Source organism: Mesorhizobium sp. USDA 4132 (genome assembly GCF_056279545.1).
The window spans coordinates 2,192,302-2,218,510 of sequence record NZ_JBWCCP010000001.1; the positions used below are offsets into that span (position 1 = coordinate 2,192,302).

The 26,209-nt window shown below is 60.4% G+C and carries 25 protein-coding genes, 1 tRNA gene and 2 pseudogenes; 22 read left to right on the top strand and 6 right to left on the bottom strand.

Annotated elements, in window-relative coordinates:
* Positions 1-25: 25 nt before the first annotated feature.
* Entirely contained in the window at positions 26-655 is a 630-nt protein-coding gene (locus ACZ9IU_RS11310) for a MarC family protein (protein ID WP_038542993.1), read from the bottom strand.
* A 227-nt stretch (positions 656-882) separates the two neighbouring features.
* Here ACZ9IU_RS11310 and gyrA point away from each other — a divergent pair, with 227 nt between their 5' ends.
* Entirely contained in the window at positions 883-3,699 is a 2,817-nt protein-coding gene (gene gyrA / locus ACZ9IU_RS11315) for a DNA gyrase subunit A (protein WP_038542995.1), read from the top strand.
* Between the two features lie 119 nt (positions 3,700-3,818).
* Here gyrA and ACZ9IU_RS11320 read toward each other — a convergent pair whose 3' ends face one another.
* Together ACZ9IU_RS11320 and ACZ9IU_RS11325 are read right to left on the bottom strand one after the other, a co-directional pair.
* On the bottom strand, positions 3,819-3,956 hold the full coding sequence (locus ACZ9IU_RS11320; protein ID WP_162182320.1) for a hypothetical protein: 138 nt from the start codon (positions 3,954-3,956) through the stop codon (positions 3,819-3,821).
* Positions 3,957-3,991: 35 nt separating this feature from the next.
* On the bottom strand, positions 3,992-4,147 hold the full coding sequence (locus tag ACZ9IU_RS11325) for a hypothetical protein (RefSeq protein WP_155414821.1): 156 nt from the start codon (positions 4,145-4,147) through the stop codon (positions 3,992-3,994).
* Between the two features lie 435 nt (positions 4,148-4,582).
* On the opposite strand from ACZ9IU_RS11325, the gene coaD reads away from it, so the two are divergent.
* The 5 genes from coaD (at position 4,583) to tgt (ending at position 8,541) form a co-directional block, all read left to right on the top strand.
* Positions 4,583-5,077, top strand: coding sequence for a pantetheine-phosphate adenylyltransferase (gene coaD, locus ACZ9IU_RS11330; protein WP_038542997.1), 495 nt, complete (start codon positions 4,583-4,585; stop codon positions 5,075-5,077).
* Positions 5,078-5,104: 27 nt separating this feature from the next.
* Positions 5,105-5,677 carry a peptidylprolyl isomerase gene (locus ACZ9IU_RS11335; RefSeq protein ID WP_038542999.1) on the top strand — a complete coding sequence of 191 codons (573 nt, stop codon included), beginning with the start codon at positions 5,105-5,107 and terminating at the stop codon, positions 5,675-5,677.
* A 78-nt stretch (positions 5,678-5,755) separates the two neighbouring features.
* Positions 5,756-6,265, top strand: coding sequence for a peptidylprolyl isomerase (locus tag ACZ9IU_RS11340; RefSeq protein WP_038543001.1), 510 nt, complete (start codon positions 5,756-5,758; stop codon positions 6,263-6,265).
* A 63-nt stretch (positions 6,266-6,328) separates the two neighbouring features.
* Positions 6,329-7,414 (top strand): tRNA preQ1(34) S-adenosylmethionine ribosyltransferase-isomerase QueA, encoded by a 1,086-nt coding sequence (queA, locus tag ACZ9IU_RS11345; protein ID WP_038543003.1) that lies wholly within the window; start codon positions 6,329-6,331, stop codon positions 7,412-7,414.
* Complete coding sequence (gene tgt / locus ACZ9IU_RS11350; RefSeq protein WP_038543005.1) at positions 7,411-8,541, top strand: tRNA guanosine(34) transglycosylase Tgt; 1,131 nt, start codon at positions 7,411-7,413, stop codon at positions 8,539-8,541. The genes queA and tgt overlap by 4 nt, the downstream gene beginning before the upstream one ends.
* 9 nt (positions 8,542-8,550) lie before the next feature.
* Here tgt and ACZ9IU_RS11355 read toward each other — a convergent pair whose 3' ends face one another.
* Positions 8,551-8,976, bottom strand: a complete 426-nt coding sequence (locus ACZ9IU_RS11355; RefSeq protein WP_038543007.1) for a DUF4864 domain-containing protein — start codon at positions 8,974-8,976, stop codon at positions 8,551-8,553.
* A 283-nt stretch (positions 8,977-9,259) separates the two neighbouring features.
* On the opposite strand from ACZ9IU_RS11355, the gene ACZ9IU_RS11360 reads away from it, so the two are divergent.
* The 4 genes and pseudogenes from ACZ9IU_RS11360 to ACZ9IU_RS11375 all read left to right on the top strand — a co-directional run bounded on the left by ACZ9IU_RS11360 (position 9,260) and on the right by ACZ9IU_RS11375 (position 11,859).
* Complete coding sequence (locus ACZ9IU_RS11360) at positions 9,260-10,414, top strand: MFS transporter (RefSeq protein ID WP_038543009.1); 1,155 nt, start codon at positions 9,260-9,262, stop codon at positions 10,412-10,414.
* A gap of 129 nt (positions 10,415-10,543) precedes the next feature.
* Positions 10,544-11,162, top strand: a pseudogene (locus ACZ9IU_RS11365) (J domain-containing protein).
* A gap of 74 nt (positions 11,163-11,236) precedes the next feature.
* Positions 11,237-11,716 (top strand): GNAT family N-acetyltransferase, encoded by a 480-nt coding sequence (locus ACZ9IU_RS11370; protein WP_038543013.1) that lies wholly within the window; start codon positions 11,237-11,239, stop codon positions 11,714-11,716.
* A 53-nt stretch (positions 11,717-11,769) separates the two neighbouring features.
* Positions 11,770-11,859, top strand: a tRNA-Ser gene (locus tag ACZ9IU_RS11375).
* A gap of 948 nt (positions 11,860-12,807) precedes the next feature.
* On the opposite strand, the gene ACZ9IU_RS11380 is transcribed toward ACZ9IU_RS11375, so the two are convergent.
* Complete coding sequence (locus ACZ9IU_RS11380) at positions 12,808-13,527, bottom strand: Crp/Fnr family transcriptional regulator (protein WP_038543014.1); 720 nt, start codon at positions 13,525-13,527, stop codon at positions 12,808-12,810.
* Between the two features lie 145 nt (positions 13,528-13,672).
* Here ACZ9IU_RS11380 and ACZ9IU_RS11385 point away from each other — a divergent pair, with 145 nt between their 5' ends.
* From ACZ9IU_RS11385 to ACZ9IU_RS11430, 10 genes and pseudogenes are all read left to right on the top strand, one after another.
* Positions 13,673-13,921, top strand: a complete 249-nt coding sequence (locus ACZ9IU_RS11385; protein ID WP_038543016.1) for a DUF6894 family protein — start codon at positions 13,673-13,675, stop codon at positions 13,919-13,921.
* A 256-nt stretch (positions 13,922-14,177) separates the two neighbouring features.
* Complete coding sequence (locus ACZ9IU_RS11390; protein ID WP_038549201.1) at positions 14,178-15,233, top strand: septal ring lytic transglycosylase RlpA family protein; 1,056 nt, start codon at positions 14,178-14,180, stop codon at positions 15,231-15,233.
* A 67-nt stretch (positions 15,234-15,300) separates the two neighbouring features.
* Positions 15,301-16,467: a D-alanyl-D-alanine carboxypeptidase family protein gene (locus ACZ9IU_RS11395; RefSeq protein ID WP_038543018.1), complete on the top strand. Its 1,167-nt coding sequence runs from the start codon at positions 15,301-15,303 to the stop codon at positions 16,465-16,467.
* 49 nt (positions 16,468-16,516) lie between these two features.
* Positions 16,517-17,215, top strand: coding sequence for a dTMP kinase (tmk, locus tag ACZ9IU_RS11400; protein ID WP_304655747.1), 699 nt, complete (start codon positions 16,517-16,519; stop codon positions 17,213-17,215).
* On the top strand, positions 17,212-18,240 hold the full coding sequence (locus tag ACZ9IU_RS11405) for a DNA polymerase III subunit delta' (protein WP_038543020.1): 1,029 nt from the start codon (positions 17,212-17,214) through the stop codon (positions 18,238-18,240). The genes tmk and ACZ9IU_RS11405 overlap by 4 nt, the downstream gene beginning before the upstream one ends.
* A gap of 106 nt (positions 18,241-18,346) precedes the next feature.
* Positions 18,347-19,900: a methionine--tRNA ligase gene (gene metG / locus ACZ9IU_RS11410; protein ID WP_038543022.1), complete on the top strand. Its 1,554-nt coding sequence runs from the start codon at positions 18,347-18,349 to the stop codon at positions 19,898-19,900.
* A 10-nt stretch (positions 19,901-19,910) separates the two neighbouring features.
* Positions 19,911-20,693 (top strand): TatD family hydrolase, encoded by a 783-nt coding sequence (locus ACZ9IU_RS11415; RefSeq protein WP_038543024.1) that lies wholly within the window; start codon positions 19,911-19,913, stop codon positions 20,691-20,693.
* 3 nt (positions 20,694-20,696) lie between these two features.
* Positions 20,697-21,518 carry an MBL fold metallo-hydrolase gene (locus ACZ9IU_RS11420; RefSeq protein WP_038543026.1) on the top strand — a complete coding sequence of 274 codons (822 nt, stop codon included), beginning with the start codon at positions 20,697-20,699 and terminating at the stop codon, positions 21,516-21,518.
* Between the two features lie 168 nt (positions 21,519-21,686).
* The gene (locus ACZ9IU_RS11425; protein WP_038543027.1) at positions 21,687-22,688 is read left to right on the top strand and encodes an IS30 family transposase; all 1,002 of its coding nucleotides are present in this window, start codon (positions 21,687-21,689) and stop codon (positions 22,686-22,688) included.
* A gap of 184 nt (positions 22,689-22,872) precedes the next feature.
* Positions 22,873-24,301, top strand: a pseudogene (locus tag ACZ9IU_RS11430) (ISNCY family transposase).
* A 6-nt stretch (positions 24,302-24,307) separates the two neighbouring features.
* On the opposite strand, the gene ACZ9IU_RS11435 reads toward ACZ9IU_RS11430, so the two are convergent.
* On the bottom strand, positions 24,308-25,045 hold the full coding sequence (locus ACZ9IU_RS11435) for a hypothetical protein (RefSeq protein ID WP_038543031.1): 738 nt from the start codon (positions 25,043-25,045) through the stop codon (positions 24,308-24,310).
* Positions 25,046-25,435: 390 nt separating this feature from the next.
* Here ACZ9IU_RS11435 and ACZ9IU_RS11440 point away from each other — a divergent pair, with 390 nt between their 5' ends.
* A complete protein-coding gene (locus ACZ9IU_RS11440) occupies positions 25,436-25,594 on the top strand; it encodes a hypothetical protein (protein WP_167551672.1) in 159 nt (52 codons plus the stop codon).
* 263 nt (positions 25,595-25,857) lie between these two features.
* Positions 25,858-26,205 carry a DMT family protein gene (locus tag ACZ9IU_RS11445; protein WP_038543032.1) on the top strand — a complete coding sequence of 116 codons (348 nt, stop codon included), beginning with the start codon at positions 25,858-25,860 and terminating at the stop codon, positions 26,203-26,205.
* Positions 26,206-26,209: the final 4 nt, after the last annotated feature.

Consider the following 26,209-nt stretch of genomic DNA (forward strand, 5'->3'; position numbering starts at 1 on the left):
TGCGTCCTACCCGAAGAGTGCGGGCCTAAAGATTGAAGGCTGAGCGCACCCCGTCGACGACGAACTGGACGGAGAGCGCCGCAAGGATCACGCCGAGCAGACGGGTGAGGATTGCCCGTCCGGTGACCCCGAGGAAACGGTCGAGCCGTTCGGCCACCAAAAGCGTCGCATAGACGAGCAGCATGATCAGCGCGATGACGCCGATGAAAAGCGCGCGGTCTAGAACGCCGGGCAGGGTGCCGGAAAGCAGGACGGTCGCCGAGATCGCGCCCGGTCCGGCAATCAGCGGCAGTGCCAACGGAAACACCGCGATATTGTGGATGTGGTCGATGGTGATCGCCGCCTGGGATGTCTTTTCCTTTCGCTCCTGGCGTTTTTCGAACACCATTTCGAAGGAGATCCAGAAGAGCAGCAGGCCGCCGGCAATGCGGAAGGCGCCGATCGATATGCCGAGCAGCCCGAGCACGCTCGAACCGAACAGCGCAAAGACGGCGAGGATGCCGAAGGCGATAAGCGATCCTCGGAATGCGACCTGGCGGCGCTGGAGGGCAGTCATGCCGACGGTCAGGCCCAGAAAGACCGGTGCCAGACCGGGCGGGTCGAGTGTCACGAGCATCGTGGTCAGGGCATTGACCAGCATATCGGGGGTCGCCATATCCTCTCCCTGTCAGGCTGCAATCCTTGCAGTCGCATGCGAAGATTGTTAGGACAGGCCGGCAGCGAAAGAAACCCCACTCCGTCCGCGTCGCGGCATGTTTCGACCTTGTTCAAAAGCCGTGTTAAAGCCGCAAAAGCTGTTCAAAACCATTGTGGAAATTGGCGCTCGGAACCGCTTTCCGCTATAAAAAAGAAACTGATTCCGAACAGAGATCGTGATCCGATTTGACTGAGCAAAGCACACCCGGCGGCGGAAAGCTGCCTCCAGGCATCGAACCCATTTCCATCATGGAAGAGATGCAGCGGTCCTACCTCGATTACGCAATGAGCGTCATCGTCAGCCGCGCCCTTCCTGACGTCCGCGACGGATTGAAGCCGGTCCACCGGCGCATCCTCTACGGCATGTCGGAACTCGGCATCGACTGGAACAAGAAATACGTCAAATGCGCCCGTGTGACCGGGGACGTGATGGGTAAATTCCATCCCCACGGCAACTCGGCGATCTATGACGCGCTGGCGCGTATGGCGCAGGACTGGTCGCTCCGCCTGCCGCTGATCGACGGTCAGGGCAATTTCGGTTCGATCGACGGCGACCCCCCTGCGGCCGAACGTTACACCGAATGCCGCCTCGAGAAGGCAGCCCACGCGCTGCTCGACGATCTCGACAAGGAAACCGTCGATTTCCGCGACAACTACGACGGCACGCTCTCCGAGCCTGTCGTGGTGCCGGCGAAATTCCCGAACCTGCTCGTCAACGGCGCAGGCGGCATCGCCGTCGGCATGGCGACCAACATCCCGCCGCACAATCTGGTGGAAGTGATCAACGGCTGTATCGCCCTGATCGACAACCCGGCGATCGAGCTGCCGGAAATGATGGAGATCATTCCCGGTCCGGACTTTCCGACAGGGGCGCTGATCCTCGGGCGGGCTGGTATCCGTTCCGCTTATGAAACCGGCCGCGGCTCGGTGATCATGCGCGGCGTCGCGGCAATCGAGCCGATGCGCGGCGACCGCGAGCAGATCATCATCACCGAAGTTCCCTTCCAGGTGAACAAGGCGACCATGGTCGAGAAGATCGGCGAACTGGTGCGCGAAAAGCGTATCGAGGGCATTTCCGACCTGCGCGACGAATCCGACCGCCAGGGTTACCGGGTTGTCGTCGAGCTGAAGCGCGATGCCAATGCGGACGTCATCCTCAACCAGCTCTATCGCTACACGCCGCTGCAGACCTCCTTCGGCTGCAACATGGTGGCACTGAACGGCGGCAAGCCGGAACAGCTCGCGCTGCTCGACATGCTGCGCGCTTTCGTCTCCTTCCGCGAGGAAGTGGTGAGTCGGCGCACGAAATACCTGCTGCGCAAGGCTCGCGAACGCGCCCACGTCTTGGTGGGCCTTGCGATCGCAGTCGCCAATATCGACGAGATCATCCTCCTGATCCGCCGCGCTCCCGATCCGCAGACGGCGCGCGAGCAGTTGATGACCCGTCGTTGGCCGGCTCAGGACGTCGATGCGCTGATCCGCCTCATCGACGATCCGCGCCACAAGATCAATGAGGACGGCACCTACAATCTGTCCGAGGAACAGGCCCGCGCCATCCTCGAGCTCCGTCTCGCCCGCCTGACGGCGCTCGGCCGCGATGAAATCGGTGACGAACTCAACAAGATCGGCGCCGAGATCAGCGACTATCTCGACATCCTCTCGTCGCGCCTGCGCATCCAGACGATCGTCAAGGACGAACTAGCCGCCGTGCGCGACGAATTCGGCACCCCGCGCCGTACGCAGATCCTCGAAGGCGGTCTCGAAATGGACGACGAGGATCTGATTGCCCGCGAGGACATGGTCGTCACCGTTTCGCATCTCGGTTATATTAAGCGCGTCACGCTCGGCACCTATCGCGCCCAGCGTCGCGGCGGCAAGGGCCGTTCCGGCATGGCGACGCGCGACGAGGATTTCGTCACGCGCTTGTTCGTGGCCAATACCCACACGCCGGTACTGTTCTTCTCCTCGCGCGGCATCGTCTACAAGGAAAAGGTCTGGCGCCTGCCGATCGGCACGCCGCAGTCCCGCGGCAAGGCCCTGATCAACATGCTGCCGCTGGAACCCGGCGAACGCATCACCACGATCATGCCGCTGCCCGAGGACGAGGCGACCTGGGATAACCTCGACGTCATGTTCTCGACCACTCGCGGCACCGTTCGCCGCAACAAGCTGTCTGACTTCGTGCAGGTTAACCGCAACGGCAAGATCGCCATGAAGCTCGAGGAGGAGGGCGACGAAATCCTCTCCGTCGAGACCTGCACCGATCAGGACGACGTGCTGCTGACCACCGCGCTCGGCCAGTGCATTCGCTTCCCCGTTGGTGACGTGCGCGTCTTTGCCGGCCGCAATTCGATCGGCGTGCGCGGCATCACGCTGGGCGACAGCGACCGCATCATCTCCATGACCATTGTCGGCCATGTGGATGCGGAGCCCTGGGAGCGCGCGGCCTATCTCAAGCGTTCGGCGACCGAACGTCGCGCCGCTGGCGTGGACGAGGAGGACATCGCTCTCGTGGGTGAGGAAGTCACCGAAGAGGGACAGCTCTCCGATGAGCGTTACGAGGAATTGAAGGCACGGGAACAGTTCGTGCTGACGGTTTCGGAAAAGGGTTTTGGCAAGCGGTCGTCCTCTTACGACTTCCGCACCTCGGGCCGCGGCGGCAAGGGCATCCGCGCGACCGATACGTCCAAGACCGCGGAGATCGGCGAACTGGTCGCCGCCTTCCCGATTGAGGACAACGACCAGATCATGCTCGTGTCCGATGGCGGCGTGCTGATCCGCGTTCCGGTCAACGGCATCCGCATCGCCAGCCGCGCCACGAAGGGCGTCACGATCTTCTCGACGGCGAAAGACGAGAAGGTTGTTTCGGTCGAGCGTATCAGCGAGCCGGAAGGCGACGAGGAGAACGGCAATGGCCTGCCGGAGGAAATCGTCAGCGAAACCGGTGATCTCGGCGCCGCCGCCCCGGAAGCCGGCCCGACGGATGAGGGTGCGGCCGAATAGGCCGCATTCCCCCTAAAAACCGGGCACACTAAAAAGCCGGAGGATGAAAATCCTCCGGCTTTTGTTTGAACCGCTTGCGACGGGAAAGTCTGTGAAGGCGGTTCGCTACAGTGAAATCGTCAGAATGCGCTGTGACGGCGCGCGAAATCCCTGAAATCCTTCATGTCGGCACGTTCGCGCTGGAGCTCGGAAATCGTTGAGGCCACGGAAGCCACGAACATGATGCTGATCAAACCTGCAAGTACTGTCAACGTCACGAACATGGGGATCCTTTCTGGTCCGTGTATCCGCCTCAGTAGTACGAGAGATCGCTATAACGACCCGTTACCTGCGGATAATTCAGATCTGCCAATTGGGATTTATCTTGATAAAGGGTTACTGTTGCCGTCAGCATCACCGCAATCATGGCCGTCCAAACCAGATTGATCATGGTGATCTTGTCCAGCATGATCGTTTTCCTTCTCGCGATCATCGCCATCTGTCCTTCTTGTTAGCCTGAACGCGCACCGCGCAAACAGGTTCCACCGCATTTTGAGAGATACTTAACCTTGCCGCTCTGAAGCCTCCTTGAATGCTCTGTTCATCTGGCGTTCAGAATTCAAAGTCTTTCAGGCTTCTTCCGATCCGAAGGCGACAACGAAAGCCTCCAGTGCAAAAGCGAGAACCACCGCTCCCATCACCATCAAAGCCAGCATTTGTCGTCGTTTCTCCCGAGATACGGACGGGTCTTTCACCCGCCACGATCGTCATAAGACCACAGGGCCGCTGAAACGCCCTTGAACGGGCCATTCATCTTTCGTTCAGAATTGCGAGATGCTTGCGGTAGAGCGGCTTCCGTGACAAAAGGCGTCGAAATTTCGCTGAAACAGGCCCGGACCTCGGCATGACAACTGCTTTTTATCCCGGTTCTTTCGATCCGATGACACACGGCCATCTGGACGTGCTTGTCCAGGCGCTGAATGTCGCGGACACGGTGATCGTCGCGATCGGCATTCATCCGGGCAAGGTGCCGATGTTCACCTTCGAGGAGCGGGCCGAACTCATCAGGGCGTCGCTTGCAGAGGCGCTGCCGGACAGGGCGGGCCATGTTTCGGTCGTTTCATTCGACAAGCTGGTGGTTGACGCCGCCCGCGCCAACGGCGCCGGGCTTCTGATCCGAGGCCTGCGCGATGGCACCGATCTCGATTATGAAATGCAGATGGCTGGCATGAACCGGCAGATGGCGCCGGATATCCAGACTGTTTTCCTACCGGCCGGCACCGCCTCGCGGCCCATTACGGCCACATTGGTCCGGCAGATCGCGGCCATGGGCGGCGACGTCAGCGCCTTCGTGCCTGCCGCGGTCCTCAAGGCCCTGAACAACAAGCTGAAACGCTGATCGTTTCCGAACCCCGGAGTCCTTTCCATGAGACTGCTTCGTCTTGCCGTTGCCGGCGCTTTCGCCCTCGCTTCGATGGTCCTGCCGGCTCTCGCCGCGCCCGATGATTTCCTGACCATCCAGCTGAAGGATGGCCCGGTGGTGATCCAGCTGATGCCGGAAGTCGCACCGAAACATGTGGCGCAGATCAAGGCGCTCGCCGCCAAGGGCGAATACGACAACGTCGTCTTCCACCGCGTCATCAACGGCTTCATGGCCCAGACGGGCGACGTGCAGTTCGGCAAGCAGGGCGGCAAAAGCTTCAACCCGGCCCGCGCCGGCATGGGCGGTTCTGAAATGCCCAACATTCCGGCCGAATTCTCGAAGGTACCGTTCGAGCGCGGCATCGTCGGCATGGCGCGCTCGCAGGATCCGAATTCCGCGAACTCGCAATTCTTCATCATGTTCACCAAATATCCGAGCCTGGACGGCCAGTACACGGCGGTCGGCAAGGTCGTGTCGGGCATGGAATTCGTCGACAAGATCAAGCGCGGCCAGGGCGGCAACGGCGAAGTCACCGATCCCGACAAGATGATCAAGGTCACTGTCGGCAAGAAGTAAGCGCCCAAAAGGCGAAGAACTAAACGAAGGGCGCCCCGTCGCGGACGACAATCGGGCGCCGAATTAAGGAGAAAGCACATGGCCGAGATCAAGGATCCGGAAAACACCCTCATTGTGGAAACCACCAAGGGCAAGGTTGTCATTTCGTTGCTTCCGGATCTGGCGCCGGGCCACGTTGCCCGCATCAAGGAACTCGCCCGCGAAAATGCCTATGACGGCGTCGTTTTCCACCGCGTCATTCCCGATTTCATGGCCCAGACGGGTGACGTGAAGTTCGGCAAGCAGGGCTCCGAGAGCTTCAACCCGGCTCGTGCCGGCATGGGCGGCTCGGAAAAGCCGGACCTGAAGGCTGAATTCTCCGCCGTTCCGCATGTACGCGGCACGTGCTCCATGGCCCGTTCGCAGAGCCCGAACTCGGCCAATTCGCAGTTCTTCATCTGCTTCACCGATGCACCGTGGCTGAACAAGCAGTACACCGTGTGGGGCCAGGTCATCGAAGGCATGGACTTCATCGACCAGATCAAGAAGGGCGAGCCGGTCAAGGATCCGGACTCGATCGTTTCGGTCCGCGTCGCCGCCGACGTCTGATCTCGACGGAATGAATAGCCCGCTCCGTCTGTCGGCGGGGCGGGTTTCGCTTTTGGAAAATCCATGCGCGTCGATCTCTTCGACTTCGATCTCCCGGAAGAAAATATCGCACTCAGGCCCGCCAGCCCGCGCGACAGCGCCCGGCTGCTTGTCGTCCGGCCGGAGAGTGAACCGGTGCTTGCCGATCACCGCGTGTCCGATTTGCCGGGTTTTCTGAGACCGGGCGACGCGCTGGTCTTCAACGACACCAAGGTCATACCGGCGCAGCTGGAAGGCATCCGCCACCGCGAAGGAGCGGGCGGCCAGCAGGTTTCCGCGACGCTGCATATGCGCGTCGCCCCAGATCGCTGGAAGGCCTTCGCTAAGCCGGGAAAACGCATCAAGATCGGCGACCGGATCGAATTCGGACATGGCGGCAGTGCCTGCCTGATCGGTTCGCTTGCCGCAACCGTAGAAGACAAAGGCGAGGGCGGCGAAGTCACTCTGCGCTTCGATCTTTCCGGCCCTGCACTCGACGAAGCGATCATGGCGGTCGGGCACATTCCGCTGCCGCCCTATATTGCCGCCAAGCGCCCGGAAGATGCGCAGGATCAAAAGGACTACCAGACCATCTACGCCCGCGAGGAGGGTGCGGTTGCGGCACCGACTGCGGGGCTGCACTTTACGCCGGAGCTGTTCGCGGCCCTCGATGCCGCCGGCATCGAACGGCATTTCGTGACGCTGCATGTGGGGGCGGGGACTTTCCTGCCGGTCAAGGCGGACGACACAACCGAGCACAAGATGCATCAGGAGATCGGTCATGTCAGCGCCGAGATAGCCGCGCGGCTGAATGCGGTGAAACGCGCCGGCGGCCGCATCGTCTGCGTCGGTACCACATCGCTGCGTCTGATCGAGAGCGCCGCTGCCGATGACGGCGCGATAAAACCCTGGAGCGGCGCGACCGGCATCTTCATTACGCCCGGCTACCGGTTCAAGACGGCCGATATGCTGATGACCAATTTCCACCTGCCGCGATCGACGCTGTTCATGCTCGTTTCGGCCTTCTGCGGTTTGGAGACGATGCGGGCGGCCTATTCCCACGCGATCGAAACCGGCTACCGCTTTTACTCCTATGGCGATTCCAGCCTTCTTTTCCGGGACAACCGATGACCGAGACTTTCCAGTTCAATCTCAAGGCCACCGATGGCGGCGCGCGGCTTGGCGAAATCACCATGCCGCGCGGCACGATCCGCACCCCGGCCTTCATGCCGGTCGGCACGGTCGGCACCGTCAAGGCCATGTATCTCGACCAGGTGCGCGATACCGGCGCCGATATCATTCTCGGCAATACCTACCACCTGATGCTGCGCCCGGGTGCGGAGCGTGTCGCCCGGCTTGGCGGCCTGCATGAGCTGATCCGCTGGAAACATCCGATCCTCACCGATAGCGGCGGGTTCCAGGTCATGTCGCTGTCGGGCCTTCGCAAGCTCGACGAGAAGGGCGTGACGTTCAAGAGCCATGTGGACGGCAGCCTGCACCACATGTCGCCGGAACGCTCGATCGAAATCCAGGGCCTGCTCGGCTCCGACATCCAGATGCAGCTCGACGAATGCGTGGCGCTGCCTGCCGAGCCGAAGGAAATCGAGCGGGCGATGGAACTGTCGCTGCGCTGGGCCGAGCGCTGCCGTGTTGCTTTCGGCGATCAGCCGGGCAAGGCGATGTTCGGCATCGTCCAGGGCGGCGACCAGCCCGAGCTTCGCGTCCGCTCAGCAGAGGGCCTGAAACAGCTCGATCTCAAGGGTTATGCGGTCGGTGGGCTTGCCGTTGGCGAGCCGCAGGACGTCATGCTGGAGATGCTCGAAACCACGCTTCCAGTTCTGCCGTTCGAAAAGCCGCGTTACCTGATGGGCGTCGGCACGCCGGACGACATGCTGAAATCGGTGGCGCGCGGCATCGACATGTTCGATTGCGTCATGCCGACCCGTTCGGGCCGCCATGGACTTGCCTTCACTCGCCGCGGCAAGGTCAATATCCGCAACGCCCGCCATGCTGAGGACATGCGGCCGCTGGACGAGGAATCGAGCTGCCCGGCCGCCCGCGATTATTCCCGCGCCTATCTGCATCACCTCGTGCGCGCCGACGAGGCGCTCGGCGGCATGCTGCTCTCCTGGAACAATCTGAATTATTATCAGGATCTGATGAAGGGCATCCGCCAGGCGATCGCCGAAGGGCGGTTTGCGGATTTCTATGCCGAAACCCAGGAAATGTGGGCGAAGGGCGATATCGATCCGGTCTGATCGAGGCTGTCAAATTCCCTGGCTGGCGGTGTTGCGGATCATCCGTACGCCGTTGACCTTGTAGGACCCGTCGTCCATCAGCCGCATTTCGTAGATGGCCGTCCAGTCCTTGCCCTCCTTGGCGCTGATCATCACTTCCTGCAGCACCACTTCACCGCCGCCGATCATCTTCGAGCGGCCGAAGGCATAGTTGCCGGCATGATAGACCGGCTCGTAGGTTTTCCGCACCATATCCAGGAACCGGTCCTTATTGGGATAGAGACTGCGGATCCCGGGCGAGGCGAAGGAATAGGCTTTTTCCGCGTCGTCGTGCATCAGCGCAGCGATCTGGCTGGAAATCACCGCCTGGGCATTGGCGACCGGATCCTCGGCTTTGACGGCGGTAAAGGAACAGAGAGCGAAACACAGAACGATGGCAACATATCGAACCAGCATCGGGCTTTCTCCAAGGGCGAGCAAAAGAAGGCTAGCGCCTTTAGGCGCAAGGAGAAGATGGCGCCTGCAAAATTTTCGCGCAACGCCTTTCTGGAATGCAAACGAATCCGAATGATTACAGAATGATGACGTGTCGAAGCGGCCCCTGCCGTTATCCGCACGTTTTCGTGATATTCCGCCTGTGGGTGGCGCAAGGCAGCGTCCCGTTATCGCGGCTTGTCGGTATCCATCGACGCTGTCAGGAATGCAGCGGGAAATTTGATTCGCCCGGACATGCATTTCGATGAAAAATCTTTTACCGCCGGCGCTGCTTTATTTCAGCAATGCCATCCTCTTCATTTCGCTGTTCACGCGGTTGCCGGCTATCCAGGCGTCGCTGGGAATCGACAAGGCCGGCCTCGGTCTGGCCCTGCTGAGCGCACCTGTCGGCACCTTTCTCGCGTTGCCGCTGGCCGGCCGCATCAACGACCGTCTGACGCCGCGGCTGACGGCGCTCGTCACCTTGCCGATCTGCGCCCTGCTGACGCCGGCGCTGACAATCCTTCCGGTCGCCGGGTTCGTGATCTGTTTCTTTCTGTTCGGTTTTTTCCGCACCATTTTCGACGTGGCGGCCAACATGATTTCCGCCGGCATAGAGCAGCGGACGGGCCGGAAGGTACTGTCCCGCAGCCATGGTTTCTGGTCGGTCGGCCTGCTGGCCGGCTCTCTTTGTTCCGGCTTCCTCGCCGAAAAGGCGGTGACGCCCTTTGTGCAGCAGACGCTCGCCACCGGTTTCGTTATCGCCGCCTGTTTGTTCGTCTTCTGGGTTACCCCAAGAGACCCGGCACCGGAGACGCCGCCCGATCGCAAGGGATCTGCCTACGTGCTTCCCGACAGGACGATCGTGTTGATCTGCGTGATGGTTTTCGGCCTCTGCATCGTCGAGGGCGCGGTCTACGACTGGGGCATCTTTTTTCTGCGCGAACAGCTGAAGGCCGACCCGGCGATTGCCGGCGTGCTTTATGCTGCCTTTACCGTCGGTATGGGGTTGACGCGGCTTTCCGGCGACATGCTGCGGGATAGTTTTGGCTCCATGATCCTGGTGCGCACCTCGGCCGTTTCCGTCGCTCTTGGGATTTTGCTCCTCGTGGCGATGCCGAGCCTGACGCTTGCCGGCGCCGCACTTTTTCTGATCGGTTGCGGCGTGGCGCTGGCTTTTCCGCTGGCAGTCTCGACGACGATCGCGCTCGGCAAGGGCAGGCCCTCGGAAAACCTTGCGGCGCTGTCGCTGACGCTGATGTTGTCGACGATCGGCGTGCCGCCACTGCTCGGCTTCATCGCCGAGCATGTCAGCCTTGTCGCGACCTTCCTGGTATTGCTGCCCTGCGTGCTGGTCAGCTTCCTGATGGCGCCCGTCGCCGAAGGCCGCCGCCCGTCCTGGCCGCGCCGGCGGAGATAGCCCCATCGGACCCGCCTGAGGGCCCGATCGGACTAGCCTGTGGGAAAGGCGGGCAGGGGCATGACCCTGCCCATAATTGGCCATAACAGTGGGCGAGGGGTTGAGACCACTGGCCTTAGCCGTTAGACAATGAAATCGGATTTGCCGAAAACAGGTGACACTGTGATCGACCCTTATGAGATGCTTGGTGTTTCGCGGGAGGCGGATGGCGTTGCCATCAAGTCTGCCTATCGCAAACGCGCAAAAACGGTTCATCCGGACGCCGGCGGCGACGTCGATGCATTCGGAAAGCTGACGGCATCCTACGAACTTCTTTCCGATCCCGTCCGCCGCAAGGTCTACGACGACAACCGGTTACGACCCGGAACTCGCCGATACCAAGGATCTGCAGGGGCTGATGATTCTCGAAACGCTGGTCAACGAGATCATCCTCGACGAGCGCGAGCCGGGCAGTTTTGATCCTGTCGCCGCCATGCGCCGCAAGCTGACCGACAAGATCGTCAACGCCCGCTTCCATATTCTGGAGATGGAGCGCCATCGCGCCCGCATCCGCAATCATATCGATCGCATCGGCCGCAAGCCTAACGCGGACGTCCTAGGGCGCATGCTGAAATCCCGCTGCGTGGCGATCGACGACGCGATCGGCAAGGCCGAGACCGAGATTGGCAACATCGAGCAGGCCTATGGCATGCTGGATGGCTATTCCTACGAGGTCGAGGTGATCGAGATCAAGACCGCGGCGGAGTAGGCCGTACAGCCGGTCTTGACACCCAATATAGCTTCAAGACATAGCTTCAGCCCGTTCAATCCAAAGGGTTTTCGATGGCGTTGACCATACGTGAGGCCGTCCGCGAGGATGCGGCGACATTACTCGGTTTCATCCGCGAGTTGGCGATCTACGAAAAAGCCGAGCACGAGGTCGCGGCGACCGCCGAGACGATCGGGAACTCCATCTTCGGCACCGGATCGGTGACCCATGCGCTGGTCTGCGAGCAGGACGGCGTTCCCATCGGCATGGCCATCTGGTTCTTCAGCTATTCGACCTGGCAGGCGAAGAACGGGCTTTATCTTGAAGACCTGTATGTGACGCCGAAGGCGCGCGGGCTCGGCGCCGGCAAGGCGATGCTGAAGCGGCTGGCGCGGATCGCCATCGAGAACGATTGCGGCCGGTTCGAATGGAGCGTGCTCGACTGGAACGCGCCGGCGATCCGGGTCTACGAGGCGATCGGCGCAGAGCCGATGAAAGAGTGGATCCGCTATCGGCTTTCGGGCGAGACTCTGAAGAGCTTTGCCGAGGGCTGATGGGGCAGGCGAGGTTGACGCTGGACGCGTGACCGTTATAAAGCCAGCGCACTGGAAGAGTGTCCGAGTGGTTTAAGGAACCGGTCTTGAAAACCGGCGTGCGGGAAACCGTACCGTGGGTTCGAATCCCACCTCTTCCGCCATCCCTCCCTCGCATAGCCTCGCTTTGCCCCTTGTAACATCGGCCATTTGCGTGCCAGTTATGTGCATGCTTTCGCATCCATTCGCACCAATGCCCACACGTTTGCGGGCATAAATGCGGGCATCGAGGTGCGAAAATGTGGGCATGGAAACACGGGGCGATGGCGGGGCTACAGGCTGGGTGTGCGAAGAGCATGCAAATAAGCCATGGAGCGGCCACCGGGCGTGTGGCTGCGGCGCCGTCCGGCGGATGCCCTGCCCCAGATGCTGCCTTGACGCCGACTGAAACGCAGACCCCGAACGTCTCGGCTGCGTTTAAATCCGTGGCTGGGAAGATCGTGCAGTTAGGCCGGCGCCAACCTCGCCCGTTCGGACGACTATACAAACCTCAGTTCGGGATTGAAATCCGATGCGGCCAACACCCCAATCGGTCGGTCGCAATTCAAAACCCCGCCTAGTCAGCGGGGTTCTCTTTGAGCAACAATTGCGCGCGGCAATCAACGCCTCGCTCTCGCGCCATAGCGAACCAGGATACTTTCCGCGAACTGGTTTCTTACTTGTACCTCGTTTTCAACGCATTTCGAATAGAGGTCCGTCCCCTGCTTGTCGTGACAGCTACGTTCAGCTGAATTTCTGAATGATCTTTGCATCTTCCATTCCTCTGGCGTTTGGGTCTGGCAGGCAGTCAAGGCAAACGCTGAAACAGCAAGTAAAAAGTACTTCATAAAATCCCCCGGAATAACTGACGAGATTATGACGAACTTCCGCAGCGTGTCGAGGCTCAACTAGCATTGCGCGAAGTTTGATCCCGTCTATGTGTCTGAGGTGGTGGGGTGATCGCAGAAGGCCGGTTGGGTAGAGGCTTGCCATACATCAGGTTCAGCGGGTGACCGGTCTTCCGCCATTGTTGGCGTATCATGATACCGCACCGTGATTCTCCCTCACGCCTCTCACCGCGGCTCCACCGACAGGCTCAGGTAGGTGGGATCGAATTCGGCCACCTCCTGCAATCGTTGCCAGTCGAGAATGGTGATCGTCTGGTTGGACCAGGAGATCAGGCGTTCTCGCCTGAGCGTCTGGATGACGCGGTTCATGTGGACGAGCGACAACCCCAGCACATCGGCCATCTCCCCCTGCGAGAGCGGAAGGTGAAAGCTCCAGCCGTTGGTGCGGCGGACCACGTCCAGCCGGACGTAGAGTTCGCAAAGGATATGCGCGAGATGCGAGACTTTGGAGCGTCGCCCCATGGCGACGATCCAGGCACGGTGGATGGAGCCGTGGATCAGCGTATCGAGCCACAACATCCGGGTCAGGTGCGGATGCTGTTCTGTCACCTGCTTCAGGTCTGAATGGTCGCAAAGGCTGACATGGCATGGGGAAAGCGCGACGACGCCGTGGTCCATGGTTTTCAGCAGGAAGGCGTGCAGGTCGACGAAATCCCCGGCGACGTGGATTGCCGTGATCTGCCGCGTGCCTTCCGCCGTCAGTTTGTATCGGGCAGCGAATCCGTCGACGAGCAGGCTGCTGTAGCCGGGCCTCGATCCCTCCGCGACGAAATCCTCTCCCGCCAGAAAACGCCTTTCGCGGCCGACGATGCGCCTGAGAATGTTGCGCTCTTCATCGGTAAGAACGTCGTGCTGTTCGAGGTTGAGAAGTAGAGAGTCGATCACGGTTATCCTCGGCGGGGCATCAATATCGAGGTAAAGAACGGATGAGGAGGCTATATAGATCCATCGGAAAGACTGACCCCTGGCCGGGAACAAATGCCCGCAAGGGAAATTCGGGACGATAAATACTCAGGGCAGTGAGCATGGCATGGCGCGATACTTCTTCGATTTGATCAACGGTGACGGACCTGTGCGTGACAATGAGGGCCAGGAAATATCGACCCGCGAGGAGATCAGCCGGGAGGTCAGCCGGATCTTGTCGGACATCGCCCGCGAGGAGTTCCCCGAGCGGGGGAAGGGCGCGATCTCGATCGAAGTCCGTAACGAACATGGGCAGCCGGTGTTTACCGGGCGCCTGTCGTTCCAGACGCAGTGGCATGATGAACCGGAACTCTGACTATGTAACCTCGAAGTTATTCGGGTGTGTACTTGGCTTTTAAAGCAGCCGTTATTTACGTATCATTAACCATATTGAATAGAATTTTATCTATGTGTCCAATTTCACTCGCATTTTCGCCACGTTGCCAGCAAAAGTTCATTTCCATTAAGTCCGCGGCATAGGGGTATGTCTCGGATCGGTTCAATGGCTGTGAAAAGTGGCGCGGTTACGAGGACCGTTTGCGGCGTATCGCAGTGAAGGCGGCATGGGACGGATGAGTTTGGGTTTGAGTGGCGGCAAGCTTTCGCTGGGTGCGAAATGGCTCGGGATGACGATGGTCTGTGCAGGGATGGCGTCCTGCGCCACGACCGAGGCACCGAAATCGAAACCCCGCAGCAAAGAGTATTTCTCCGAAAAGGAATATGGCGTTAAGGCGAGCCCGCGCGTGGTCGGCGACGGCCGGCCCGTGCCGAAGGGTGGCGGCCGGTTCATGGTCGGCCAGCCCTATGAGGTGAAGGGCCAGACTTACGTTCCGAAGGAAGATCCGAATTACAACAGGAGCGGTCTTGCCTCCTGGTACGGCTCGGCGTTTCACGGTCGCCTGACTGCCAATGGCGAAGTCTATGACAGCGACCACCTGTCTGCCGCGCATCCGACCTTTCCGCTGCCAAGTTATGCCCGCGTGACCAATATCGACAACGGCACCTCGGTCATCGTCCGGGTCAACGACCGCGGTCCGTATCATCCGGGCCGCATCATCGACGTCTCCGACAAGACGGCCGAGTTGCTCGACATGAAGCGGATCGGCACGGCGCATGTGAACGTGCAATATGTGGGCCGCGCCCGCATGGACGGGAAGGACATGCCGTTCCTGATGGCGTCCTACATCCGCAAGGGCGACCGCCTGCCGTCGATCCGGCCGGAAGGCCAGATCGCAACCGGCGTCATGGTCGCGTCGAACCAGACGCTGGGCGACCAGCTCCAGAGCTACGGCTCGGCCATGCCGCGGCCGATGGCGCTGGCCGGCCGGACCCCGAGTGGCCCGGCGCCGGTATCCGCCGCGCCAGAGGCCTTCGAGGCCTTCGAGAATTTCTCGACATTGCCGCAGGTCGGTCCCCACCCGATCGAGCGGCCGGTTGCTGGCGGCGTCGTTGCCGCGCAGACCCGCCAGGTTGCGTCTTCCTATCCGCTCGAAACTCAGGCAAGGCCACCGCAGGGGCGGAGCGTGGAATCCGCCTACGCATCGGCGCCTCAGGCTAAAACTCCGCAGGTTATGTTCGGTAACATGGTGCTGGAAGGTCCCAAGGCCGCTCAAAAGCCCGTGCGCTGACGCAAGGGCGATTGCCGGGTGCAATCGCCGCTGCTACGCATGGGGCGGAACGGTTCGTGGGGTGATCATGCGGCGCCTGCTGATTCTTCTTTGCCTAGTATTGCTGCAAGCCGGCTTGCTTTCGCAAACCGTCGACGCGCAGGAACCACCGCCCGCCTTCGTGACCAAGGCGAAGCAGATCTATATGGTCGAGGCAAAGACCGGCACGGTGCTGCTCGCCTCCAACGAAAACCAGGGTTTTCCCCCGGCGTCGCTTGCCAAGCTGATGACCATGGAAGTGGTCTTCAGTGCGCTGAAGCGCGGCGAGATCAGCCGCGACACGACCTATCCGGTTTCTGAATTTGCCTGGCGCACCGGCGGGGCGCCCTCGGGCACCACGACCATGTTCGCGGCGCTGAAATCCCAGATACGCGTCGAAGACCTCGTCAAAGGCGTCGTCGTCCAGAATGGCAACGATGCCTGCATCGTGCTGGCGGAGGGCATTTCCCATTCCGAACGCGAATTTGCAGCCCGGATGACGGCGCGCGCCAAGGATCTGGGTCTCGGCCGGTCGGTCTTCGGCAATTCCACCGGCCTGCCGGACACGGAGAGCCGCACGACCGCGCGCGACCTCGTCGAACTCTCCCGCCACATCTTTCGCGAATATCCGGAATTCTATCCGATCTACGCGCAGCCGGATTTCACTTGGAACAAGATCTTCCAGCGTAACAAGAACCCGCTTTTTTCGCTCAATATCGGCGTTGACGGCCTGGGCGCCGGTTTTGCCGAAGGTTCGGGTTATGCCCTGGTGGCATCGGTGGCGCGCAACGGCACGCGGCTGTTCCTCGCCATGGGTGGGCTTGCAAGCGACAAGGAGCGGCTGGAGGAAGCGAAAAGGGTGCTCGAATGGGGGCTTTCCTCGTTCGAGACCAAGGTCCTGTTCAAGCAGGGCGAAGTGATCGGCCAGGCGAGCGTCTATGGCGGTACGACGGGTCACGTGGATCTCGTCGCCAAGGAACCGGTCGATATCTACCTGCCCGCCAATAATCCCGACCGCCTGTCCGGGCGAATCGTCTATCGGTGGCCATTGCGGGCTCCGGTAACCGAAGGCCAGGATGCCGGCGTGCTGAGGATTTCGGCAGGCGACCGGGTGGTGCGGGAAGTGCCGCTGGTAACCGCCAAACCGGTCGGAACGGGCAGCCTCGTCAGCCAGGCGACGGATGCGTTGCTTGAACTGATGTTCTTCTGGCTTTGACAACACGATGTTTCGCAGCGCACCCTTATGCGTTATAAGCTGACAAAAAATGAGTGCGGAAAGACGCGTGGCAGAACATTCCGGATTGTTCGTAACTTTCGAAGGCGGCGAGGGGGCTGGCAAATCCACCCAGATTCGCCGGCTGGCGGATCAGTTGCGCCGCCGTGGCCATGATGTGCTGATGACGCGGGAGCCTGGCGGCTCGCCGGGCGCGGAAGCCGTGCGCCATGTTCTCCTTTCGGGTGCGGCGGAAGAGTTCGGCGTGCGGATGGAGGCAATCCTGTTTGCCGCGGCCCGTAACGACCATGTCGAGGAGGTGATCCGCCCGGCGCTTGAAAGCGGCGCGGTCGTGCTCTGTGACCGGTTCATCGATTCCTCGCGCGTCTACCAGGGCGTTACCGGCAATCTGGAACCTGACTATATCGAGGCGCTGCAGCGGGTGGCGATCAACGGTGTGGTGCCGGATTGCACGCTGATCCTCGACCTGCCGGCCGAAGTCGGCCTGAAACGTGCCCGCAAACGCGGTGCCGACAGCGCGCCTGATCGTTTTGAGCGCGAGGAGATCGAGACCCACGAAAAGCGTCGCGAGGCCTATCTGGAGATCGCCGAGGCGGAACCGGAACGCTGCCATGTGGTCGATGCCGAGCGCTCCGAAGACGAGATCGCTGACGAGATTTTCGCGATCGTCGAGCCGCTGGTGCGCGAACTGAGCTTTACCCAGAAGAGCAGTGCGGAATCGGTCGGATGAGCGAGGAAACCGCCGGTATTCTGGAAGGCGCCGTGCCGCCGGCGCGCAATCCGCATCTTTATGGCCACCAGACCGCCGAGGATTTTCTGGCCCGCAGCTATCGTTCGGGGAAGGGTCACCATGCGATCCTGATCGAAGGACCGGAAGGTATCGGCAAGGCGACGCTCGCTTTCCGTTTTGCCAACCACGTGCTTTCGCATCCCGATCCCGCGACTGCGCCCGAGCATCTCACCGATCCCGATCTCAATTCGTCGGTCAGCCGGCAAATCGCCTCCGGCGCCTCACATAACTTCCTGCATCTCGCCCGCCCGGTGGACGAAAAGACCGGCAAGACGAAAACGGCGATCACGGTCGACGAGGTGCGTCGGGCCGGGCATTTCTTCTCGCAGACGTCAGGCACCGGCAATTGGCGCATCGTCATCATAGATCCGGCCGACGATCTGAACCGCAATGCGGCGAATGCCATTCTGAAGATCCTCGAGGAACCGCCGCGCCGGGCGCTTTTTCTGGTCCTCTCGCATGCGCCTGGAAAATTGCTGCCGACGATCCGTTCGCGATGCCAGTCGCTGAGGCTGTCGCCGCTCGGTGACAGAGATCTTGCAAAGGCGCTCGCGGGCCTGGGTACGCCGCTCGACGGCGGCAAGATGGAAGAGATGGTGCTCCGCATGTCCAAGGGCAGCGTTTCCCAGGCGCTGAAACTCCTGAACTACGGCGGCACCGAGATCATCTCCGCCTTCGAGGAGGTCGTCGCAGCCGACGGTCCGACAGCCCGCAAGGCGATGCACCGGCTCGCGGATGTGCTGTCCGGCAAGGACAGCGAAGTGATCTTCGGCTTTTTCCTGGAGCACCTGGGCGATCACCTGATCGACAAAGCGCGCAACGCAGCCCTTGCCGGCGATCTACCAACGGCCGACCGGCAGGCAAAACTGGTCAGCGACATGACTGAGAAGATCACCATCGCGCAGGCCTATAATCTGGACCGCAAGCAGACGATCCTGTCGATCCTCGAAGCGGCGCGACGCTGAACTTTAAGGGCAGGGGCGGGAACCGCATAAGGAACTTTGTGTTTCGCATCAGCGAAACATGCGCTAAGAGCGGCATGATCCAAATCCAAGTGCCCGAGTGCCCCCGATGTCCGACAAGACGCCCTATTACATCACCACTGCGATTTCCTACCCGAACGGCAAGCCGCATATCGGCCATGCCTATGAGTTGATCGCGACGGATGCCATGGCGCGCTTCCAGCGCCTGGACGGCAAGGATGTTTTTTTCCTGACCGGCACGGACGAACACGGCCAGAAGATGCAGCAGACGGCGCGCGCCGAAGGCATTTCGCCAGAAGCGCTTGCCGAGCGCAATTCGAGCGAATTCCGGGCGATGGGCAAGCTGCTCAACGCGTCCAACGACGATTTCATCCGAACCACAGAGCCGCGCCACCACGAGGCCTCCAGGAACATCTGGAACCGAATGGCCGATAATGGCGACATCTACAAGGACACCTATGCGGGCTGGTATTCGGTGCGCGACGAAGCGTTTTATGCCGAGGACGAAACGTCGGTCCGCGATGGCGTCCGCTATGGACCGCAGGGAACGCCGGTGGAATGGGTGGAGGAGTCGAGCTATTTCTTCAAGCTCTCCGAATACGGCGACAAGCTGCTGAAGCACTACGAGGAGAACCCGGATTTCATCGGCCCCAACGAGCGCCGCAACGAGGTGATCTCCTTCGTGAAATCCGGCCTGCGGGACCTGTCGGTATCGCGCACCACGTTCGATTGGGGTATCAAGGTACCCAACGATCCGGCGCACGTCATGTATGTCTGGGTCGATGCGCTGACCAATTACATCACCGCAACCGGCTACATGGAAGACCCGAACGGCCCGCGCGCCAAATACTGGCCGGCGGACGCGCATATCATCGGCAAGGACATCATCCGCTTCCACGCGGTCTATTGGCCGGCCTTCCTGATGTCGGCCAGGCTGCCGCTGCCGAAGCGCGTCTTTGCCCACGGTTTCGTGCTCAATGCCGGCGAGAAGATGTCGAAATCGACCGGCAATGTCGTCGATCCGTTCGAGCTTCTGGAGAAGTTCGGGCTCGACTACGTGCGTTATTATCTCTGCCGCGAGATTTCCTTCGGTCAGGACGGCAATTGCAACGATCAGCTGATCGCCACCCGGGTCAATGCGGATCTGGCCAACGGCATCGGCAATCTTGCAAGCCGCTCGCTGTCGATGATCGTCAAGAACTGCGACGGCCATGTTCCGGAACCGGGCGAACTCACCGACGCCGACAAGCAACTGCTTGCCGCTGCCGACGGCCTGATTGCCGTCTGCCGCGAGGAAATGGACAAGCAGCTGATCAACCGCGCTCTTGCGGCGATCATCGGTATCGTTTCCGACACCGACCGTTATTTCGCGGCGCAGGCGCCGTGGGTGCTGAAAAAGACCGATCCGGCCCGCATGGGCACGGTGCTCTACGTGACGGCGGAAGTCGTGCGCCAGATCGCCGTTCTGCTGCAGCCTTTCATGCCGGACTCGTCGGCCAAGCTGCTCGATCTTGTGGCGTCTCCGATCGATAAACGGGATTTTGCGGCGCTCGGCGAAGCCGGTCGCCTGAAGCCCGGCACGCCGCTCGAAGCGCCGACGCCTGTCTTCCCGCGTTATGTCGCGCCGGAAGCGAGCGCATAGGGTCTTATCCATGCTGATCGATACGCATTGCCACCTGGATTTTGCCGATTTCGCCGAGGAGCGCGATGCAATCGTGTCGCGCGCCCACGAGGCCGGCGTCGGCCAGATGGTGACGATCTCGACGCGGGTTCGAAAACTCGACGGACTGCTGGCACTGACCGAGCGGTATCCGTCGGTCTTCTGCTCGGTCGGCACGCATCCGAACAACGCCGGCGAGGAACTGGACATCCAGACCGAAGACCTGGTGCGGCTCGCCAATGCGCATCAGAAGATCGTCGCGATCGGCGAGGCTGGGCTCGACTATTTCTACGACACGCAGACGCCGGCAGACCAGAAGACCGGGCTGATCCGCCATATCGCGGCCGCCCGGGAAACCGGCCTGCCGTTGGTCATCCACAGCCGCAGCGCCGACGAGGACATGGCCGAGATCCTGACGGCGGAAAGCGGGAAGGGGGCCTTCCCTTTCATCCTGCATTGCTTCTCGTCGGGCGCCGACCTCGCCCGCATCGGCGTTGAACTCGGCGGCTACGTATCCTTCTCCGGCATCCTGACATTTCCGAAATCGGAAGACCTGCGCGCGATCGCCAGAACCGTGCCGCTCGACCGTTTGCTGGTCGAGACCGATGCGCCGTACCTGGCGCCAAAACGCTGGCGCGGCAAGCGCAACGAGCCGTCCTACGTGGTCAACACGGCCGAAGTGCTGGCCGAATGCATGGGCGTCAGCTACGAGGAAATCGCTGAGGTTACCACGCAGAACGCGTTCCGTATCTTCTCCAAGATGCCGAGGCTCTGACCTGTGGCGAGGTATCGGCGACGCTTCACCATTCTTGGCTGCTCGTCGTCGCCGGGCGTACCGCGGCTGAATGGCGACTGGGGCGCCTGCGATCCTAACAACCCGAAGAACCGCCGCACGCGTGCCGCCTTCATGGTCGAGCAGATCGGGCCTGATGGCGGCAGCACGGTGGTGGTGGTCGATACCGGCCCCGATTTTCGCGAACAGATGATCGCCGCCAAGGTGCAGCGGGTCGATGCGGTTCTCTATACCCACGCCCATGCGGATCATCTGCACGGCATCGACGACCTGCGCGGTTATTTCATCCTGCAGCATCATCGCATCCCGATCTATGCCGATGCATTCACCATGGAACGGATTCGCCAGGGTTTTGGCTATTGCCTCGAAACCCCGGCGGGCGGCAACTATCCGCCGATCGTGCGGCCGTTCCTGATCGACACCCTTGAGGAGCCGATCGTCATCGACGGACCCGGCGGACAGATCCGTTTCCTGCCGCATCTGCAGGTGCATGGCGACATCCATTCGCTGGGTTTCCGGATCGGTGACGTGGCCTATTGCAGCGACGTGAGCGACTTTCCGCCTGCAAGCGTTCCGAGGCTCGGCGGGCTTGATACGCTCATCATCGATACGCTGCAGTACCGATATCACCCGAGCCATCTGTCGCTGGAACAGGCGCTCGAATGGATCGCGAAATTTGCGCCGAAGCACGCCATCCTGACGCACATGCATCTTCCGCTCGACTACGACACGGTGATGGCGGAAACGCCGCCACATGTCGAACCGGCCTATGACGGCCTGACATTCGAAGTTGCCGTCGATCTTTGATCGCTGCGGGGTTATGGAGTGACCAAGAACCCCAGGTCTGCCGGGCTTCTTTGCAATTCGGTTAGTTCCATAATCTATCTTATGCGATCTTCGCATGTAGCGGGGTACATTCTATTTTCAAGTGCGACATGCCAATAACATCAATGGCTTCGCCTTGGAGAAATTTGCATGTCGCCCTGCTATTCGCAACTCACCCTGTCCGACCGCCGCCATCTGTATCAATTAAAGGAACGCAAGCTGCCGGTTGGTGAGATCGCCCGCCAACTCGGCCGTCATCGTTCGACCATATACCGCGAGCTCAGGCGCAACGCGTTTCACGACCGCGAGTTTCCAGAATACACTGGTTACTTCGGCACCATTGCCGACGACATGAGCAAGGAGCGCCGCCGACGGCTGCGCAAGCTCAGACGACATCCACAGCTGCGAGACCTGATTATCGATCGATTGAAGGCCAAATGGTCACCGGAACAGATTGCCGGCCGGCTGTTGATTGACGGGATCAGCCCAGTCAGCATCTGCCCGGAAACGATCTATCGCTTCATCTACTGCAAGGAGGATTATCCGCTTGGCCTTTACGAGCACCTGCCTGAGCGACGTCGCCGACGCTTGCCGCGTGGATCCCGCAAGCCGCGTGGTGGGCTCATCCCGTTTGAGTGCCGGATCTCGCAACGGCCTGATTTTGTTGATGATCGGTCCGAGTTCGGCCATTGGGAAGGCGATCTGCTGATCTTCAAACGCGAGCTTGGCGAGGCCAACATCACTTCGCTCGTCGAGCGCAAGAGCCGCTACACCGTGTTGATCAAGAACCGCAGCCGCCACTCGCGGCCGATCATGGACAAGATCATCAATGCGTTCTCGCCGCTGCCGTCTTTTGCCCGTCGCAGCTTTACCTTCGACCGCGGTACCGAGTTTGCCGGCTTCCGGGCTTTGGAAGACGGGATCGGCGCCAAGAGCTGGTTCTGCGACCCGAACTCACCCTGGCAGAAAGGTGCTGTCGAGAACGCCAACAAGCGGATCCGCCGCTTCCTGCCTGGTAACACCGACCTATCCAACATCACACAGCAACAGCTCGTCGACCTCGGCCATCACCTGAATGCGCAGCCACGCAAATGCCTCGGATACAAAACACCGGCCGAAGTGTTCATCGCCCATTTGCGTGAAACAGGCTGATCCCCTACCCTCCAATCGCGTATGTTGCACTTGGCGTAGATTCTCCACGGCTATTTAGTAATGCGACAGTTGGGCCAGTTAGAGATGCGACAGTCTCGCCTCTCGACGCACTGGTCAAAGCCAACGTTGGGAGCAAGGATGATGATCTTCAGCCTGGTCGAGACCATGAGCGGTTGGAGTTGTCATGTCCTGTTTGATCACCATGTCGCAGAAAGAATTGCATCGCCTCGAAGTCATCCAGAAGATCCCTGACCTACGCCTGAGCGTTGTTCAGGCCGCCGAATTGCTCGACCTCAGTCGAAGTCAGGTCCATCGGCTGTTGCAGGCCTATGACCGGGATGGTCCAGCCGGCCTCGTTTCGAAGAAGCGATCACGTCCGAGCAACCGGCGTCACAGCGAGGATTTCCGCAATGCGGCGCTGGATCTGATCCGCGAGCGCTATCTGGATTTCGGCCCGACATTGGCGCGCGAGAAGCTGATCGAGTTGCACCGGATCTCTGTTGCCAAGGAGACATTGCGGCAATGGATGACCGAGGCCGGCATCTGGATCTCGCGCCGGGAACGCAAGAAACGGGTTTTTCCAGCCACGCGGCCGGCGCGACTGCTTTGGCGAACTGGTGCAGATCGATGGGTCGCATCACTGGTGGTTCGAGAACCGCGGCCCCAAATGCGCCCTACTCGTTTATATCGATGACGCCACCGGCAAGCTCTTGCATCTACGGTTTGCCGGATCGGAGAACACATTCGACTATCTGCACGCGACCAAGGCCTATCTGCAGCAATGGGGCAAGCCGCTGGCTTTCTACAGCGACAAGCATGGTGTTTTTCGTTCGCCCCATGCGTCCGAGAAGGACCGGACGAGTGGCCTGACGCAGTTCGGTCGGGCGCTCTATGAGTTGAACATCGACATCATCTGCGCCAACACTCCGCAGGCCAAGGGCCGTGTGGAACGTGCCAATCAGACATTGCAGGACCGGTTGGTGAAGGAGATGCGGCTTCGCGGCATCGATACGATTGAGGCGGCCAACGCCTATGCGCCTGAGTTCATTGCGGATTTCAATTCGCGGTTCGGCAAGCCGCCACGCAATCCGAAAGACGTGCACCGACCTTTGGCCGATCATGAGAACCTCGATGGTGCCATGTGCCGCAAGGAGGTCCGCACGCTGTCGCAGGCCCTGACGCTGCGCTACGACAAGGTGCTGTTCATTCTTGATCCGACGGACCTTTCCAGGTCCCTGGCAGGTAAGAAGGTCGTGGTCTGCGACTATCCGGACGGCCGCCTCGAGATCATGCACGAGAGCTTTGCCCTGCCCTACAGAACCTTCGACACGTTGCGATCGGTGCATCGATCCGAAGTCGTTGAGAACAAGCGTTTGGACGACGTGCTGTCGATCGTCGCTGAGCTGCAGGCCGGCCGAGAACAGCAGCGCAGCAAGAGCGGTCTTCGCCGAACGGGCCAAACGGATCATATGTTCGGCATTCGCGACGGCAGCACGGCAAACGGCTATCAGAAGCGTGGCCGCAAGCCGGGACGGAGCACGGATTTTATGAACGATCCAGCGGTGATTGCGAAGCGTCAGAAAGCGTTATTGAGGCAGCCAGCGGCGGAATAAAAATCGTCAGTGCACGCCGATGTCGCTCTGCGTATCCGATTCCAATTGCAGGCAGGCGGACCAAAGCGGCGTCTTGTGGAAGGATCCGTCCTGGAAGAGTGTGAGCCCCTCTCTTGCTTCATAGAGCAAGCCGAGCCAGCACAAGCGCCGTAAGACGCCATACTGGAGATCGGACTTTAACTCCCAGGCTTCTAGGGTCATTTCGGTTTCTGAAAGAGGCGCCAGATCTGGATAGAGGATCTTCACAACATCTAATGGCGTGCAACCTTCTCTGGCTTTGATGTTGAGAAGGTTGAGGAACATGCGCCACCAGCGTAACCGCGCTTGGACCTCCTCTTCCCGCTCGGTGGCGTGGACATAGGAATAGAGGTAATCCGTGGCGACCAGATCGAAGAAGGCTTGCGGGTTCATCAGGAACTCCCGGCCGCGTCTGGTTGGCAGCAGCACATCCTTTCTCCGGCGCAGCAGCTTTAGATGACGGGTCATGTCGCGCACCACCCAAAGCGGCGGCATGTCGCTTTCATTGAGCACCTTGTTCATGCTGTAGAGATCTTTTGCTGTGAAGTCGGGCCAGAGGAAGTTCACAGCGGCCCAATGCACGAACTTGCGGTTCATGGCGCCGGTCGCCGTCAGCCCAATGCCACCCTCACCGTTAGCATAGGCAACGGAAAGAAGCATGCCGCGAAGAAGTGGTGACAGCGCGGCGACATCGACGTCACCCTGCAACTTGATTTCCGGAAGCATCGTGCCGCTTAGATCCCTATCTTGCTACATACAGGCGCAAGCGAGTATCAACCGCCAAGGAAACAATTGCTACTGAGGAAGCTAAAGCCGAATGGGGTGTTTATCACCCGCCCCCTCCCTTCCCTTGCAACCCGGCCCAGCCGGTCCGGTCGGGGGCTGATTGTCGGAGCCAGTGTCGCATTTCTAACTGGCCAGCGCCGCCGCATCTCTAATCAGCTTTGACATCGCATATGGTCGGGGAACGTTATCAGCGTATTCCCGTTCCCTCCCGCTGAAGATGCCCGGCGGCTTGTCTTGGTCGTTGGCACAAGTCGTCAAGCTTGGTGCAAGCCAGCGTCCCTACCGTCGACCTCACCCGGAATGATTCCGGTTCAGATTGAGGACAATGATATGTCGAACGAAGCCAATACCCACCAGCCGTCTGAACAGTCTCTTGCGCTGTTCCTTCAGGACAACGACGCCGACAAGCTGACCGATATCCTGGTCGAGGCGCTCTACGAAGCCTTCCGCATTCTCGAAGACGAAGTCCGTCCCGAAACCTTTCACTAAATCCTGCCTGCGCCGTTCGAATACAGGGCCATGAAGGCCTCTAGCGCCAGGACGTCGCGAAAAGCACTGCCATCCCATCATCCTCATGCAGTGGCAACGAATGCCTCTAGCGGTGGTGTCGCAGCAAAGTCGAGCCCAACAGTCCGCCTTCCGCCTGAGCGGGCTCGCATGCCCGGGCTGCAGCTTACTTCACGAAGTCTTGTGTTTGGCAGACGAACCCGGTTGCCGTATGGCATCGGCCACTTCCAACGGATTCTCCCATCATGTTCGCAAGCGCCACGCCCTTCCTCACGATCGGTCTTCTGATTCTGTCGAACGTCTTCATGACCTTCGCCTGGTATGGACACCTGAAATTCGAGAGCAAGCCGCTTTATCTTGTCATCATGGTGAGCTGGGGCATCGCTTTCTTCGAATATTGCGCCCAGGTGCCAGCCAACCGTATCGGCTACGGTTACTTCAATGCAGCGCAGCTGAAGACCATCCAGGAGATCATCACGCTCTCTGTCTTCGTGATTTTCTCCGTACTTTATCTTGGCGAGCCGATTCACTGGAAGCAGATCGTCGGCTTCGGTTTCATCGCGCTCGGATCCTTCTTCATCTTCACGAAATAGCACA